The sequence below is a fragment of the Morganella morganii H1r genome, from assembly GCF_000633515.1.
Lineage (GTDB): Bacteria > Pseudomonadota > Gammaproteobacteria > Enterobacterales > Enterobacteriaceae > Morganella > Morganella morganii_B.
The window spans coordinates 92436-107840 of sequence record NZ_AYMP01000004.1 but is presented as its reverse complement, the minus strand read 5'-3'; the positions used below and the strand labels follow the sequence as shown (position 1 = coordinate 107840).

Annotated in this window: 19 protein-coding genes and 1 pseudogene; 17 read left to right on the top strand and 3 right to left on the bottom strand. The window is 48.1% G+C overall.

Annotated features, from left to right (window positions below; all coding sequences use genetic code 11):
• The first annotated feature begins 100 nt into the window (after positions 1–100).
• From U868_RS0101425 to U868_RS0101365, 13 genes are all read left to right on the top strand, one after another.
• Entirely contained in the window at positions 101–337 is a 237-nt protein-coding gene (locus U868_RS0101425) for a helix-turn-helix transcriptional regulator (protein WP_025151737.1), read from the top strand.
• On the top strand, positions 298–765 hold the full coding sequence (locus U868_RS0101420; protein ID WP_345840318.1) for a hypothetical protein: 468 nt from the start codon (positions 298–300) through the stop codon (positions 763–765). The genes U868_RS0101425 and U868_RS0101420 overlap by 40 nt, the downstream gene beginning before the upstream one ends.
• Before the next feature lie 13 nt (positions 766–778).
• Positions 779–1375 (top strand): BRO-N domain-containing protein, encoded by a 597-nt coding sequence (locus U868_RS0101415; protein ID WP_025151735.1) that lies wholly within the window; start codon positions 779–781, stop codon positions 1373–1375.
• Positions 1375–2490, top strand: a complete 1116-nt coding sequence (locus U868_RS24955; protein ID WP_240182639.1) for a host cell division inhibitor Icd-like protein — start codon at positions 1375–1377, stop codon at positions 2488–2490. The genes U868_RS0101415 and U868_RS24955 overlap by 1 nt, the downstream gene beginning before the upstream one ends.
• On the top strand, positions 2487–2675 hold the full coding sequence (locus U868_RS0101405; RefSeq protein WP_025151733.1) for a hypothetical protein: 189 nt from the start codon (positions 2487–2489) through the stop codon (positions 2673–2675). Before U868_RS24955 ends, U868_RS0101405 begins: the two co-directional genes overlap by 4 nt.
• On the top strand, positions 2672–2881 hold the full coding sequence (locus U868_RS0101400; RefSeq protein WP_025151732.1) for a hypothetical protein: 210 nt from the start codon (positions 2672–2674) through the stop codon (positions 2879–2881). Before U868_RS0101405 ends, U868_RS0101400 begins: the two co-directional genes overlap by 4 nt.
• Positions 2878–3420, top strand: coding sequence for a hypothetical protein (locus tag U868_RS0101395; protein WP_025151731.1), 543 nt, complete (start codon positions 2878–2880; stop codon positions 3418–3420). The genes U868_RS0101400 and U868_RS0101395 overlap by 4 nt, the downstream gene beginning before the upstream one ends.
• A gap of 11 nt (positions 3421–3431) precedes the next feature.
• Positions 3432–3791: a hypothetical protein gene (locus tag U868_RS0101390; protein ID WP_025151730.1), complete on the top strand. Its 360-nt coding sequence runs from the start codon at positions 3432–3434 to the stop codon at positions 3789–3791.
• The gene (locus U868_RS0101385) at positions 3778–6162 is read left to right on the top strand and encodes a primase-helicase zinc-binding domain-containing protein (protein WP_025151729.1); all 2385 of its coding nucleotides are present in this window, start codon (positions 3778–3780) and stop codon (positions 6160–6162) included. The genes U868_RS0101390 and U868_RS0101385 overlap by 14 nt, the downstream gene beginning before the upstream one ends.
• Positions 6163–6449: 287 nt before the next feature.
• Positions 6450–6947 carry a ProQ/FINO family protein gene (locus tag U868_RS0101380; protein WP_025151728.1) on the top strand — a complete coding sequence of 166 codons (498 nt, stop codon included), beginning with the start codon at positions 6450–6452 and terminating at the stop codon, positions 6945–6947.
• Positions 6944–7156 carry a PerC family transcriptional regulator gene (locus tag U868_RS0101375; RefSeq protein ID WP_025151727.1) on the top strand — a complete coding sequence of 71 codons (213 nt, stop codon included), beginning with the start codon at positions 6944–6946 and terminating at the stop codon, positions 7154–7156. The genes U868_RS0101380 and U868_RS0101375 overlap by 4 nt, the downstream gene beginning before the upstream one ends.
• An 18-nt stretch (positions 7157–7174) precedes the next feature.
• Entirely contained in the window at positions 7175–7366 is a 192-nt protein-coding gene (locus U868_RS0101370) for a hypothetical protein (protein ID WP_025151726.1), read from the top strand.
• Between the two features lie 338 nt (positions 7367–7704).
• Complete coding sequence (locus U868_RS0101365) at positions 7705–8985, top strand: DUF4225 domain-containing protein (RefSeq protein ID WP_025151725.1); 1281 nt, start codon at positions 7705–7707, stop codon at positions 8983–8985.
• A 1021-nt stretch (positions 8986–10006) separates the two neighbouring features.
• Here U868_RS0101365 and U868_RS23315 read toward each other — a convergent pair.
• A pseudogene (locus U868_RS23315) lies at positions 10007–10424 on the bottom strand (hypothetical protein).
• Between the two features lie 863 nt (positions 10425–11287).
• Between U868_RS23315 and U868_RS0101340 the strand changes: the two are divergent.
• From U868_RS0101340 to U868_RS0101330, 3 genes are all read left to right on the top strand, one after another.
• Positions 11288–11569 (top strand): hypothetical protein, encoded by a 282-nt coding sequence (locus U868_RS0101340; protein WP_029990457.1) that lies wholly within the window; start codon positions 11288–11290, stop codon positions 11567–11569.
• Between the two features lie 569 nt (positions 11570–12138).
• On the top strand, positions 12139–12468 hold the full coding sequence (locus tag U868_RS0101335; protein WP_025151720.1) for a ComEA family DNA-binding protein: 330 nt from the start codon (positions 12139–12141) through the stop codon (positions 12466–12468).
• Positions 12469–12546: 78 nt separating this feature from the next.
• Positions 12547–12957, top strand: a complete 411-nt coding sequence (locus tag U868_RS0101330; protein ID WP_025151719.1) for an acyl-CoA thioesterase — start codon at positions 12547–12549, stop codon at positions 12955–12957.
• Between the two features lie 51 nt (positions 12958–13008).
• Here U868_RS0101330 and queC read toward each other — a convergent pair whose 3' ends face one another.
• Positions 13009–13707: a 7-cyano-7-deazaguanine synthase QueC gene (gene queC / locus U868_RS0101325; RefSeq protein ID WP_025151718.1), complete on the bottom strand. Its 699-nt coding sequence runs from the start codon at positions 13705–13707 to the stop codon at positions 13009–13011.
• Positions 13708–13753: 46 nt separating this feature from the next.
• Positions 13754–14794 carry a PLP-dependent cysteine synthase family protein gene (locus tag U868_RS0101320; protein ID WP_025151717.1) on the bottom strand — a complete coding sequence of 347 codons (1041 nt, stop codon included), beginning with the start codon at positions 14792–14794 and terminating at the stop codon, positions 13754–13756.
• A gap of 114 nt (positions 14795–14908) precedes the next feature.
• Here U868_RS0101320 and U868_RS0101315 point away from each other — a divergent pair, with 114 nt between their 5' ends.
• Positions 14909–15385: an Lrp/AsnC family transcriptional regulator gene (locus U868_RS0101315; RefSeq protein ID WP_025151716.1), complete on the top strand. Its 477-nt coding sequence runs from the start codon at positions 14909–14911 to the stop codon at positions 15383–15385.
• Positions 15386–15405: the final 20 nt, after the last annotated feature.

The following is a 15405-nucleotide window of genomic DNA, read 5'->3' as shown; positions in this document are numbered from 1 at the left end:
TTATTAATAATTTCCATAAGTTTTCAATAACTGACTAAAAAGTAAGAACATCATCCGCTTTACTGTGCTCAGTAACCTACAGAAAGGAGCTGAGCACAGCATGACGCAACAACGTAAACCACGAGCTAAAATCAGTACCCCATACCCTACCTGCGGTAACGCCCGCAAACGCCATACTGCCGATTTTTTAGGCATTTCAGACGCAACCCTTAACCGCTGGGAAAAAGCCGGTAAAATCCCGAAATCTTTCGAGCTGGAGAAAGGTTTATCTGTCTTTGACGCTGCGGAAATCCGTTCATGGGTGGACGCGAAGAAAGCACAGCGCGAGGGGGTTTAATGATGAAAAAAAACCGCCCTTGTGGTGGCGGCTTAAATCTTTCAGATATTGAAAATCGCCCCACCATTATAACTATTTCCACCACGGAACGCACGAAGAAACGCACGCCGAAAAAGCACCGCGCCCGTATTGCTGTACTTGGAGCGGGTACTTCCGGAATCACTGAAAACGACATCCTGCGCCGCTGCGGATTGTCGTCAGGCCGGAATTATTGCTCAGAAATTGAAAGGCTGACCGGTATCACATTGAACCGTGAGGACGAGCCGAACCCGGACGGTATTGCAAGCCATTACCGTTACAACATCAGTAACCGTCAGGATGCTCAGAAAGTGATTAATTTGGTTAATAACAGCGCACATTATGGCGGCTATCCCGGGTTATCAAAGCAGCAAGCCGATATTTATCTGAACCTGTACCCGACCGAATAACGGAGTAATCAAAATGGAAAATTTAAAAAGTGGCTTTAATGCCACCAGCCAAACTCACCCTAAATTTGAGTCTGCCGGTATTTTGAATATCAACTCTGATGATATTTCTTTCATCAGGTTTGAAGGTGTACAGGTGCGGATTGTTAAAATTAATAATGAGCCGTGGTTTATTGCTAAAGATGTTTGTGATGCCTTGGGTATTACAAACCCAAGCAAGTCGTTAAAAGCGTTGGATGTGGACGAAAAAAATACTGTAACTTTAAGTTATGGTATTCAGGGCAATCCGGAACGTGGTGTCGTATCTGAATCCGGTTTTTATAAACTGATTGCCCGCAGCCGCAAAGCAATCACTAAAGGAACTTTTGCACATCGTTTCACTAATTGGGTATTCCGTGACGTTATCCCGTCTATCCGCAAGACCGGCGCGTATGGTGTTCCGTTCGGTGAACTGAATGACCTGACCAAACGCCAGCAGCAGTACAAATTAACCTCATCACAGCGCGGGCGTGACCTGCAATCATGCAAAACTGAAAAAGCCAGCTTACAGCGTGAGGAAGTCGAACTGTGGCGGAAGTATCAGCCTGATTTTCTCGATGAGGAGATCCGCTGATGACCGTCACCCCAACCATGTTTGATACACCCAAATCGGTGTATCAAAGCGCAAATATTAATCACATGGCCAGCCAGTGGAAAGGCTCTCTCCTGGACGGCGAGGGGGTAAATTTAATTTACTCCCCTGCTGATTCTGTAGCTTTAAACTACGGTATTACCGGCAACCAATCAGACAAACTTTCGTCCGGCCACTCAGCCAATATTTTGGCTCAGTCATCGGCTAAAGTTTCAGCCGGTCAATCAGCGAAATTTTACGCCGGTCTCAAATATGAAACCCTGAACTATCCGGATATCCCGAATCGTGGGGAAATTACACCATTTAAAGGTTTTATCGGGGTCACTACGCGGGGCGAAATTGAGTTTTGTCAGCCCATAAATGATAGGCGTGTAGAGTTTTCGGAGTCCATAAAAAAGGACTGTGTAGAGTTTTGCGAGTCCATAAAAAGTGATAGAGGCGTAGAGTTTTTTGAGTCCATAAAAAAGGGCAGCGTTTCCACCACCCTTTGCGTGTTCGATATTAAATATCGAGCAAATCAGCCATTACAGAGTAGTCAATGGTTAAAGCCGGGTAAACAGAATATTTCCGGGGAAGCGAAGAACTTTGATGATAATCACTTGTTTTTATCGTCAGATGTTCGTTATAGTGATCGAGCACCGGCAAAATCCGGTGTCAGGTTTCGCAGCCTGAATATACAAACGGCGACACATGACGCGCCTTGCGTCTTTTTTTGTGTCCGTGCCTACGCACACCTGCAAAATACGGTATTATGCCGTCCTGATTCAATGGTGGCGTTGGTGGGGCAGCCTTCGGGCTGGCTGGTTTCCGTTTGTGCCAGTACTGCGAACCCTGTCAACGTCACCACCCTCAATGAGTTTCGCAGCTCAGGTGGTGACTCCGCGTTAATACAAACGGAGATCATCGTTATGATGGCTATCCCTACCCAAACTCAATTCAAATTCCTGTTTCTGGCGGTAAAACGCACAGACAGCACAGATATTCCTCACCGCATCGAAGCCACAGCACCAAACGAGCATAGTGCCCGCCTGCTGCTGGTACGCGATTACATCCTCGCCTTTGCCGGACGTTTACCGGTTCGGGAGGTGACAGCATGAGTAAGCCACTTCCGTTAGATGCCGCCACCTACAAAGCGCAGCAGGCCAGTTCGCTGTTTACTGTCATTCTGGAACAGGCGGCAAATGAATGCTCCAGCGAATTATTAGACCTTATTTCTATCGTTTGTGACCTGAACGGTGAAATCTGGCAATCACTCAGTCATGTGACAGGAGTAAAGCGATGAAAACCATCAAATTATCGGAAGGTGATATGGCGCGGTTTGAGTCTGCTTTACATGTCAGTGAGGAGATCATCGCGCTACTGCTTCCGGTGCTGACCGCTGTAGAAAATGAGGCTGAACCCGATACACACCTGATGGTCAGGGCAATCAAACGCATTGCGGTTGAGCAGTATGAAAAACTGAGAGGACTGGCGGAGGTGCTGAAATGAGCGAATACCGCACCGAAGTCACCGGCTCCGCCGTGGATGTGATGAAACGCAACGCTGCCGGTAAATATCAGCATATCGCCCTGATACCGCTGGCAGACATTCCCGCCCGTGCGGATGCCGGAGAGTGGGACAGTGACATGCTGCTGGGGCTGCGTCTGACTGCGGCATATTTAGACCACGCTCAGGGTGACAAAGAGAAGGATTTACGGGCTTTCCGCTGGATGGTTGCCGTGCTGTATATCCGTGAAACCACCGCAAAGAACGGGATGCCGTACTACCGCAATCACGGGGTTATGCTGCCGCTCCTGCCGGACTGTGAGCGGATAGCAATGGCGAACCACATCGAGGGCGCAATGACTGAACGCCACGGTACAGACAACGCAGAGCACATCGTCAGCCTGTACACCTCAATGATTGACGGCAGCGGCACGTTACGCCTGTCTGAGTGGGGCACTGACATCATGGATGCTATGCACGAAGCACTGACACTGGATGTAGCGGGCGGCGTGCTGGATCAGCCGGAACTGCGGACACACTGAGGATAAATAACATGGCACTAATCACAAAAAACTTCCGTGTGAATGCGCTGGCAAACGAATTTGCCGGAGCGGTTTATCACGATGTCACCACACAGAACGGCGGCGACTGGTTCCCGATGAATATCGGCAGCAAATCCATTGAGGTGGCAATTATTGACGGTGTGAAAGGTATCCGGATGCTGATGGACAGTTACCTGCTGGAAGCCTTGCAGCAGAATTTTGAGGCATGGGAGCCGGTGGCGGTTCAGATGCTGGAACGGTGCGTTACTAACGGGTTTATCACCGGGTTTGGGCGCGAGGTATGGCAGAGCATGATTAACGATATGGGCGACACGCTGGCGGACAACGGAGGTATTCATGAAATCCATTGATGTTATCCGCGAGGTGAAACTGAAAGCCAACGGACAATGGCAGGGAATTCTGTCAGCCGTGGGCGCGGATGTGCCGGTCAATACCCACACGGCGTGTCCTGCGTGCGGTGGCAAAGACCGGTTCCGCTTTGATGATAAAGACGGTAACGGCACGTTTATCTGTAACCAGTGCGGCTCAGGTGACGGGTTAGACCTTGTTCAGCGTGTGCTGGGCGTGGGTGTGACGGAGGCCGCGAAAGAAGTCGCCGGGATTATCGGTATTGATACCCGTTCAGACCATCTGCCCGCCAGAGAACAGATTACGGTTAACGGGCAGCAGGAGAGTCACAGAGCGGCGCAGCAGCAGAAAGAAGCCCGTAACGCAACAGAGCGGTTAAAACTTTTTACCGCCCGTTACAGCAGTCTGTTATCGCAGGTTCAGCAGGGAGAGTCTGTCTATCTGGCAGGTAAAGGGCTGACCGGCTTCATGCTGCCGTTACTGCCTGACGGGTCAATCCTGATCCCGCTGATGAATGCGACCGGTACAGTGACCGGCGCACAGACCATTAAGCCTGACGGCGGGAAACGCCTGTTAACGGACAGTACGAAGAAAGGCAGTTACTACCCCGTCAATGCGCCTGAGAACGTTTCTGAGGTGATTATTGCTGAGGGACTGGCAACCGCACTCACCTGTCACGTAATCCGCCCTGACGCGCATGCAGTCGCAGCAATCGATGCAGGTAATTTAATTCACGTTGCCGAGGTGATGCGGGGTAAATATCCGGCAGCACTGATAACCATTGCGGCAGATAACGATGCGGACAATACGGTTAACACCGGCAGAGAGAAAGCAGAAGCGGCGGCACGGGCTGTTAACGGTCAGGTGACGATACCAGCCACCAGCGGCGACTGGAACGATGTGTATCAGGCAGAGGGGCCGGATGCCGCAGCACAGGCATTTGATCAGGGAATGTATGAGGTTCAGGGAGAAGCAGCAGTGATTATTACAGGCCACCGGAAAAAACGGAGTATTGATACGGACAGCGAGATCGGGAAGCTCGCCCCTAACCAGCTTGCGCAGTTGCTGATAGAACGGTACGGCAGACTGTCCGTTAACCCTGACTCTCTCACGGTATACACCTATAACGGGATAACGTGGGAGCCAGTCAAAGACAGTGAACTCTCCCGCGAAATGGCTGATTTTTTCATCGAAAACGACACCCATTTCAGCATGAGGCGGATCAGCGGCGTGATTGATGTGCTGAAAGTTATCGCGGAGCCGATGGGGGAACCTGATATTGACCTTATCGGGTTTACCAACGGGGTTCTTGATACCAAAACACACCATTTCAGGCCGCACCGGGCGGACGACTGGCTGCTTAATGAGAACGGGATCACCTATACCGAACCGGCGGCAGGGGAAAACCTGAAAACGCACGCGCCTAACTTCACCAAATGGCTGAACCACGTCTCTGGCGGGAATGAGCGTAAAGCACGCCGCATAAAAGCCGGGCTGTATATGGTGTTTGCCAACCGGTATGACTGGCAGATGTTTATTGAGGCAACCGGTGCGGGTGGCAGCGGGAAAAGTGTGTTTGCACATATCGCGGAACTGCTGGCCGGAAAGCACAACACCTCAAGCGGGGATCTGAAATCACTGGATGATGCCAGAGGGCGGGCGCAGTTTGTCGGTAAAAAGCTGATCCTGCTGCCAGATCAGCCGAAATATGTCGGGGATGGTGCGGGACTGAAAGCCATTACCGGCGGCGACCCGGTAGGGATTGACCCGAAGTATGAAAAGCAATTCTCAACCGTGATGAAGTCCGTAGTATTCATGACCGGAAACCGTCCCATGCAGTTTACCGAACGCAGTAACGGGGTGGCACGGCGGCGGGTTATCTTCCACTTTAACGACACGGTGGCCGAAGATAAAAAAGACCGGAACCTGCCAGAAAAGATACAGACGGAGATCCCGGTCATTATCCGTGATTTGCTGCGGGAGTTTCCGAACCCTGAAACCGCTAACACTTTACTGATTGAGCAGCGCGGCTCCGGTGAGGCGACAGAGGTCAAGCGCGAGACTGACCCGCTGATAGACTTTTGCGCTTATCTGGTCGCACTGGAGAGTGTTTCGGGGATGTTTATGGGGAATGCCAATATCGCACCACCTGCCCCGAGAAAGTATCTGTATCACGCCTACATTGCATATATGCAGGGGAACGGCAATAAAAACCCGCTGACCCTGACAACATTCGGTCGGTCTATTGATGGAGCGTTGAAAGAGCTGGGGAAAAAATATATTAAGGATAGGTTCACTCATGGAGTAAGAACAAACCTCGAATTAAACGAAGTGGAAGCGGAAGACTGGCTTCCTCGGGTACCGTCAAAATAGTGTGCGGGTAAAGTTTTAAGAAAAAGTGTTCATACTGTTCATTATTAAAAAATAGATATAAATATCAATACATAAAGAATGAACACTTGAGTTTTAAGTATTCATCAAGTGTTCATAACTGTTCATTGTTTTATGTAGAGTGATCATCAAGTGTTCATAACTGTTCATTGTAGTGTTCATTAGTAACATGCTGTTATTTATAGATATTGTCTTTTTATGAACAGATGAACAGTTGAAGCATAAAACTTTTTGCACACCGTACGCACAAATATAATTAAGGATAAAAAATGAACAACACATCGGAAAAATCGAAAAGATATTGCGTTACTTCTGGCCGATCTGTACTCACGCTGAAACGAAAAGCACCACACGTTACCGCACCTGATAAAACGCAGCAGGAAGCCCTACAGCAACCGCAGAAGAAAAACAAGGCAGAGGCTCACGCGAAGAAACGGAAACGCCGTACAGACCGGATAGCGCAGCACTGGCCTGTATTCGCAATGCAGGGAGTCAGACCGCTGACAATCGGCATACGGGAACAGATGATTGCGGATGCTGAGGCGCGGGGGCTGGATATTACTGTCTCACACATCAAACAGGGGCTGTACGACTACATCAACCGCGTGGTGTATCTGAAAGCCCTTACTCTGGGCGGCAGTCGCTTTGATATGACCGGACAGCCAAACGGCGAGGTTACAGCGGAACAGCAGCAGGACGCACAGCGGAAATTGGATAAGTGGGACAGTGCCAAAACTGGGCAGTCAGTGAATGAGGTGAGCCGGTGAGAAAGGATTCTAAAGCGGAGGCACTGGAGGAAGCCGGATTGTATTACAGAGCAGCGCGGCGGTGGCTGGAGGTGTTCGACCTTTGTGAGGATGAACAGGGACGCAATTACGCAATAGAACAGCGTGAAAGATGCCTTACTCTGGCAGGCAATCCGGCAGAAGCAAAAGCGCGGCGCAAGCGGGAATACAAAGCCCGTCACCGCCTGTAGTGATAACGGAGGCAGACCATGCAGCAAAGCACAAAGAAACAGACTAACCGCTACTTTAACGGTACACCGACAACACGCCTGATAGTGACCTGTGAGCAGTCTGTCATTGACGCGGTAGACAGTCACATTAAGCGCAGCAGGTACATGCGGGGCAACCGTGCAGAGTTTGTCAGACAGGCTATCATTGAGAAGCTGGGGCGTGAACTTTGATGATTTAGACACCAGTACGCGCACGCGCACGAGGCTGGCAGCTTTGATGATTTTCGGACACCGTAGTAAGCCCGTGAAAGCGGGCTGAATAGCGACAAATACAGACCGTAAATCTTAACAAATCCTAACTAAAATTGGGTTTTGAGAGTCTGCCACGATTATCAGGGCGATATTAATGATCGCTCAGTATAAAAATTATGCGATATCCTGCTGACCAAAGAAAAATATAATGACTTTCCTGACTGAGTTTCACTTATGGGTTAATATTCTTACGTGATAATAACTAACCCAGAGATAATACAATGTCAGGAAACAGACCCAATATATTCGGAAAAGCAATGGCGATTGATGGTGACAAAACCACAACAGGAGCCACCTGTATCGCGTCGTCAAGCATGATAAAATACAAAGGTACACCAGCGGTGATTGTCGGCGACCTCACCACCACCTGCCCGCAGTGCAAACAGACCGGCACGATAGCAACCGGAGACAGCAGGATGATGAATAACCGCAAACCACAGGCCGTTGACGGTTCAATCGTGCAGTGCGGCTGCCCTTACGGCTCCAATACCATTATTGCGGCATCATACAAAAATGCCGGCACATTTAAATTTTCGCCATTTTCGCCACAGGAAACTTCATCAGGTTACAGTCAGTATAATGACCCGCAATATGACCGTTCTTTTCGGGAATATGCGGATCCGGTTTCTGACGAACAAGACAACCGAATCAGACTTGACGCCCAACGCTTAATTGATTGCGCCGCTGAAATTTGTGAAAAACACCTGTGTTACCCGGAAGTCAAAGCCGAGTTCAAACGGGAAATTCAATCCGCTGCCGATGATATTGTTCAGCAGGTCGAATCAGGACAAATGAGCTATGAACAAGGTTCAGCGGAACTGAAAAAAGAAGAAAAAAGCTTACTTGAACAATCCATTGACTGGGTTATTAACGGGTTATCTATTCTCGGTGGTTTAGGTATGACAGTAGCAGGGTTCGCGCTATGCACTACCGGGGGAGGTTGTCTGATTGGTGCTCCGCTTATGGCTCACGGCATTAATGGTATGTATGAGGGAGCTATTGGTTTCTATGAAGGACACAGCAACGTACAGGGGCCTCTCAGGGAAGGGTATAAGGCCACAGCGAAACTTCTTGGTTTTAATGAATCGGTAGGAAACCTCGCCTATGATCTTGTTGATATGGGGATATCCATACGCGGAAAATTACAATTGGTTCCGAAATTAACAACACGGTATGGTGAAAAAAGAAAAATAAAACCATTTGTGCTGTACCATTACGGACGGAAAGATCTGGATTATGCGGTTCGACAAGCTAATAAATTTTTATTAAGCCTAGAAATTGCCGGTGATGTAATTAATTTTTTAAAAATAAAAGATGATATAAAAAATGCGTTTATTCTAGATAAAGAAACAGGAACAATTATGTTAACTGTAGCAGAGCCTGAAAAAATAACAAATGTAGAATATATAAAAGAACATTGCAGTATGGTTATTACTATCATAGGATCTGATAATGCGCCATCATCATACTATATGTGTAAAGATAAAAATGGGAATCGCTATGATGTAAGCAATGATGGAAACTTAATAACTGAGTAAGTGTGAAATGGAAATTAAAATATATGTTTTTTTTGTTCTATCACTTGTTAATATTATTTTGTTTTTTAAAATGAACAAAAAAAAAGAAAAGACCATAAAGTATAGAATGTGTATTTTTTATTTCTATTTAATGTTTTTCGTATATGGAGACATGCTTTTATCTTTAAAGTCTGGCGATATACCGCCGTATTTCACGCTATTTGTATTCGTAACGTTAATGATTGTTATAAATGCTATTTTCTTAACTATTAAAGAATGATGAGCATTAATCAATGGTTAATAGGAAGATGGATGCTAAAATATATATTTTCTTTGTTTTTCAGTTATTAATGTTTTTCTTTTTATATTAATGGAAAAATAAATGTATAACTAAATTCTGTTAAAAATGGCTCATTGATTACAAAATCATACTGTACTCGGTGAGCCACACCTTAAAAAATCTATAAATGTTTCCGGTTCGCATGTATCGGAATGTATCGGTATTGTGCGCAAAGTGCGGGCAGGTGTGAACTATCACAAAGCCTTTATCCATAAGGCGCGAGGCAGGATTGTGCATTATTTTTATGTATAGAAATGTCGAGGTGAAAATGCGCAAAACGAAACCCGAAAACTGCGCACTGCGAACCAAGTGCGAACCACGGTCAAAGCCTTATGTCACAAGGGTTAACGTGATGTTTGCGCAAATACCGATGTATAGAAATGTTAAGGTCAAATTGCGAATTGCGGAAGGACTGCGCAAAGCGCGAATCACGCTTAACGTCAGTGTTCATGCGGGTTTGACGATTATTGCGCACGTTTTGATATATAGATTTATTGAGGTCTGCTGCGCAATGTCGGCGGAAAACAGCGCTTAAACTGCGAACTGCGAACCACTCTGCGCAAAGTGCGAACCGAGTGCGAACCTGTCACAAGCCTTGTAACATAAGGGATTAAAGAGAATTAGACTCGGCAGCATGCGCAAAAAAATGCTAAGATTTGCTAAGGTGATTCGCAGTTAAAAAGCCAAGAATTACAGGGGTAATTAACTGTTGAGCTTCCCGGCAATATCCTTGTGCCGCTTCCATGCTGAATAGATATCCTTGTCCCACGCTTTACCGGCCTTTGTCTGATAGCCAGCTTCGTTAATCCGTTCAGCAATAACACGCCCATTATCCAGCCCCTCAGACAGTACCTGATTCCACAGCGACGATAGCCGGTTCATTGTAGGCGCGAGGCGGGATATCGGCTTTACCGGCTATCAGGGAAGCAGCGGCGGATTCCAGTCTTTCCACCAGCATCAGCATACGGGCATCAGGATTTCCCTCTGGACGGTTCAGCTTCTCTTTAATGGCTGAGACTATCCATGATGTTTTATCGCTGCCGGAAGCTGTTACAGCGTCATTAAACAGGGGCTGTAGTTCGGCAGGGAGACGAAAGGCGACAAGGTTAGAATTGCTCATGATGATAGTCCTTTTACTGGTAATTACTGGATATTATACCAGTGTATAACGCTGTTATACAGTTCAAATAACAAACAAATATCAATCTAACCCACTGTTAAAAAAGCAAAGCTCAGATTTGCGCTTTGTACTGTTGTGGTTGTCGCAATAGCCGGAAAGGGTGATAGTTAGAGCACTGGAACGATGAGTAAGCCAGCCAGAGGAAAGCTCTCAGACGTTTACAAATGTTAACTTTTAAACCGGATGCCGGAGAGTGCTCATGTTGACAAATGTTGACATCTGAACCTGACAAAACCTGACATCGAACAGTCGCCGGATGTGGATCAGCTAGGCGCGATTACTGGCTTTCCGTGTTTCGGTATCCAGCCGCGAGGTATCCACTAAGGTATCCACCAAAAAGGCAGTATCTGCGTGAAGTACGCAGACTGGTACGCACCGGAATAGCCTGTATGCTACTGCGTACCGGACAATCACCGGACAGACCACCAGCTTATGCCATGCTAACCGCTGCCGGTATCAGGACAATGACCGGACAGGAGGCTCTGGTATCGGTGGGTCATGCCAGAATGCTAAATCACACTCTGGATAAATATCAGTATGTTAAGTCATATCACCCTGCGCGGGACAAAGTGACGGCCTCGGAGAACAACAAGATTACAACAAGGGTCAGGGCTATATAACGGTGAGATTACGGGTAGGGTTTACGGCAAGATTACGGCAAGGTTTTACATGCGGGATTATCCCGTATCATCATTGGTCATTAATTCAGTGACCAATGGCAGCAGTGTTTCCGGCTCTGTACCGGAATGAAACATTATCAATGCGTTATACTATCCGCAGTCTCAGCAGCCAGCAGGTGAACCATGCGTACATACCGAAAAGCAAAGCCCATCACAGCCACAGTAACCGGCACCGTCACAAAATCACCTCAGCGGGTTAAAACGGCAACCGGTAAAGTAATGGCAACAATGACCATTCAGGCAGAAAGCGAACGCCGTAGCCCCTATCCGCTGAAGCTGGTGGCATTTGATATTAACGCGCTGGAACTGATGGCCTGCCGGAAAGGGTGCCGGATTGTTGCTACTGGTCGGCATGAATGGTTTAACGGGTATCAACTCACCGGGGCGCAGATAGTCACCTGTTAGTAAAAGTTAGCATTGTCGGATTTGAAATCGGGAAATTCAAAGATGAGGAATCCCGACTTTAAAAGTGGCAGCAATCTGCCATTTAACTGACCCAATATTATTGGGGTAGTTCGGTGTGTGGGATAGGGGTAAACCATTATCGGGATATCACGGTTCCGTTTGAAACGGAGGCAGTGGAAAATGACGGGGAGGTTACGGGTAGGGTTCTGCTTAGTCGGTGTTTCACTATCTGCAATAAATTATGGTGGCGGTGATATTTTTTCAGCATTGGCTGATAAATCAGGGTTGGTTAAAATGCGAACAATTGCGTTTTTGGTGTACCCGTGGGTGTACCCATTGTTGTGGATGTAAAATATATTTATTAAATATCAATAGATTAATTTAAATTTCCATATGCATGTGAGAAATATGGACTAACATTTTTCGATCTGTGCCGAAAAATAAAATGTCGTTTTACATCCCCTGAAAGGCTGCGTTCGCAGCCTTTCGCATTTCTGTTCTGAAAATCCCCCGGCAGAAAAAATTTTTGCGACACTCCGTTTCGTGCTAAACACAAAAGGAGAAATAGCATGAAAACAAAATGGACATCTGCATTATTATTAACTTCAGCACTTTTAACCGGCGGTTTTTTCAGCACATCCGCACTGGCTCAGGCGGCACAGCCGGCAGAAAGTACGCAGGTTCAGCCGTCTGTCTCACAGGAAAACCGTATCAGTATTAATACCGCGACAGCGGAAGAGCTGGCACGGGAACTCAGTGGTGTCGGGCCGAAAAAAGCGCAGCGGATTGTGGAGTACCGCACGGAAAACGGGCCATTTACTTCTGCGGAACAACTGAAGGATGTATATGGTATTGGTGAACGTATTTTTACGATGAACAGTGATAAAATAGCATTGTAAGATCAGCAGAGGCTGATTTCCCTTCCCCGGGCTGACGGGGAAGGGAATACCGGAAACAGAAGTAAAGGGAGATATATTATGAGCACCACAATTAAAGTGATTGGCTACCATATTGATGCCTTCGGACATGTTAACAATGCGCGTTATCTGGAGTTTCTGGAGGCCGCCCGCTGGGACTGGCTGGAAAGCTATGATGCTTACCGCTGGTTTAAACAGATGGATATTGCCGTGGTGGTGGTGAATATCAATATTAACTACCGGCTGCCGGTGTATGTGGGAGAACGGCTGGTGATAGACAGCTATTTACAGCACGCGGGTCAGAAAAGCGGTATTCTCAAACAGATTATTACCCGTCAGGAAGATAAGCAGGTTGTGGCGGATGCGGAAGTGACCTTTGTCTTTGTGAATATGAAAACCGGTAAAGCGATCCCGATTGAAGGGGAAATCCGTGATAAATTTGAGTTGCTGGCGGCACCGAAAGAAAGTTGATCACCGCCAGTACAGAAAAATGCCCGGCGGGGTGCCGGGCGTAACAGGCGCTTATTGCAGGCCGGTGATTTTTTTCATGGCGGCCATAACAGCACTGCGATCAGCATGATAGTTGTCCAGCCCGTTGCGGCGCAGATGGCAGGCCGCGCATTCCCCGCAGCCATCCCCCTGAATACCGTTATAGCAGGTCAGTGTTTCTGTGCGGACAGTATCCAGCTGTCCGTAATAGTCAGCCAGCGCCCAGGTCTGTGCTTTATCCAGCCACATCAGCGGGGTTTCAAAGCGGATATCACGGGCAAGACCGGCGTTGACGGCTTTGTTCAGTGCTTTGACAAACTCATCCCGGCAATCCGGATAACCGGAAAAATCGGTTTCACAGACACCGGTGATAATCGCTTCGGCATTGACCTGATAGGCATAAATCGCCGTCAGAGTGAGAAACAGGATATTACGGCCGGGGACAAAGGTATTCGGGATATCACTTTCTTCACTTTCACTGAATCCCGGAACCGGAATGTTATCACGGGTCAGACTGCTGACCGCCAGTTCATTCAGCAGAGAGACATTCAGCACCTTATGTGCTGCCGCACCCAGTTGCAGACTGAGTTTACGGGCAACGTCTATTTCCTGACGGTGGCGCTGTCCGTAATCAAACGTCACACAATGCACTTCATCATAGTTACGGAGTGCCTGAATCAGGCAGGTTGTGGAGTCCTGCCCGCCACTGAATACGACCACAGCACGTTTCATCGCTAAACCTCATTATAAAAAGATAAGGTTTATGGTAACGGCTGTATCACCATTTGGGTAGTGTTGCCTGTGCGTCAGTCAGATCACCGATATTGTCCGCCACCCACTGCGGGTTGTAATAGGTGTCCGGATAGCGTTCGCCGCTGTCGCAAATCAGTGTCACAATGGAACCGCTCTGTTGCCGTTCATGCATCTGTTTTGCCAGTTGCAGGGCGCCCCAGACATTGGTGCCGGTGGAGGCTCCGGTACGGCGGCCGAGCAGTTTTTCCAGCCAGTAAAGGGTGGCGATACTGCACTGGTCACTGACTTTGATCACATCATCAATTACGCCCGGGATAAAGGACGGCTCTGCGCGCGGACGGCCGATACCCTCAATCTTACTGCCGGTATCGCAGCGCAGATGTGAGCATTTCTGATGGTAGCAGTCATGAAAAACGGAGTTTTCAGGATCAACGACAATCAGTTTTGTGTCATGCCCCTGGTAGCGGATAAACCGGCCGAGGGTGGCTGACGTACCGCCGGTGCCCGCACTCATTACAATGTAACGCGGCACCGGATGGGCTTCCCGCGACATCTGACGGTAAATACTTTCGGCGATATTGTTGTTGCCGCGCCAGTCAGTGGCACGCTCGGCATAGGTAAACTGATCCATATAGTGTCCGCCGGTTTCGCGGGCCAGACGCTCGGATTCCGCGTAAATCTGTGCGCTGCTGTCCACAAAGTGGCACTGTCCGCCGTAGAACTCTATCTGTTCAATTTTACGGCGTGCGGTACAGCGCGGCATCACGGCGATAAACGGCAGGCCGAGCAGGCGGGCGAAGTAAGCTTCTGAGACAGCGGTACTGCCGGAAGATGCCTCAATCACCGGCGTGCCTTCACGGATCCAGCCGTTACACAGGCCGTACAGGAAAAGTGAACGCGCCAGGCGGTGTTTCAGACTGCCGGTCGGGTGAGTACTTTCATCTTTGAGATATAATGAAACCCCCGGGTAAACGGGTAATTCCAGCGGGATCAGGTGGGTGTCCGCACTGCGCTGATAATCGGCCTGAATGGCATTAATGGCGGATGTTGTCCATTGGGTTGTCATGTAGTATCTCCTCACGGTCTGTTGATGCATCTTAGCAATTCTGTGAGAGAAAAGGCTTTTTCTATTTTCTGTATCATGCATGATATGGAGAAATTTATTCTCTCTGGTGGCGATATGTTAGATAAAACAGACCGTAAATTGTTACAGCTTTTGCAGGAAGATGCTTCATTATCACTGAACACCCTGTCCGAAGCGGTGAACCTGACATCCACACCCTGCTGGAAACGGCTGAAACGGCTGGAGGATGAAGGGTATATCCGCAAACGTGTGGCGCTGCTGGACCCGGAAAAACTCGGGCTGGGACTGACCGTGATCGTCATGATCAAGACACAGCACCACAGCAGCGAGTGGTATACTCAGTTTGTGGAATTTGTCCGGCATATGCCTGACGTGGTCGAATTTTACCGGATGGCCGGGGAATTTGATTACATGTTGCAGGTCGAAGTGGTGGACATGAAATGTTTCGATCATTTCTACAAAAAACTGGTGAACGGTGTGCCCGGTTTAATTGATGTGACTTCCAATTTTGCGATGGAGCGCATAAAGTACACCACCGCGTTGCCGATTCCGGAGAAATGCAAAGCGGACTGATTATTAACCTGAGATGTTAT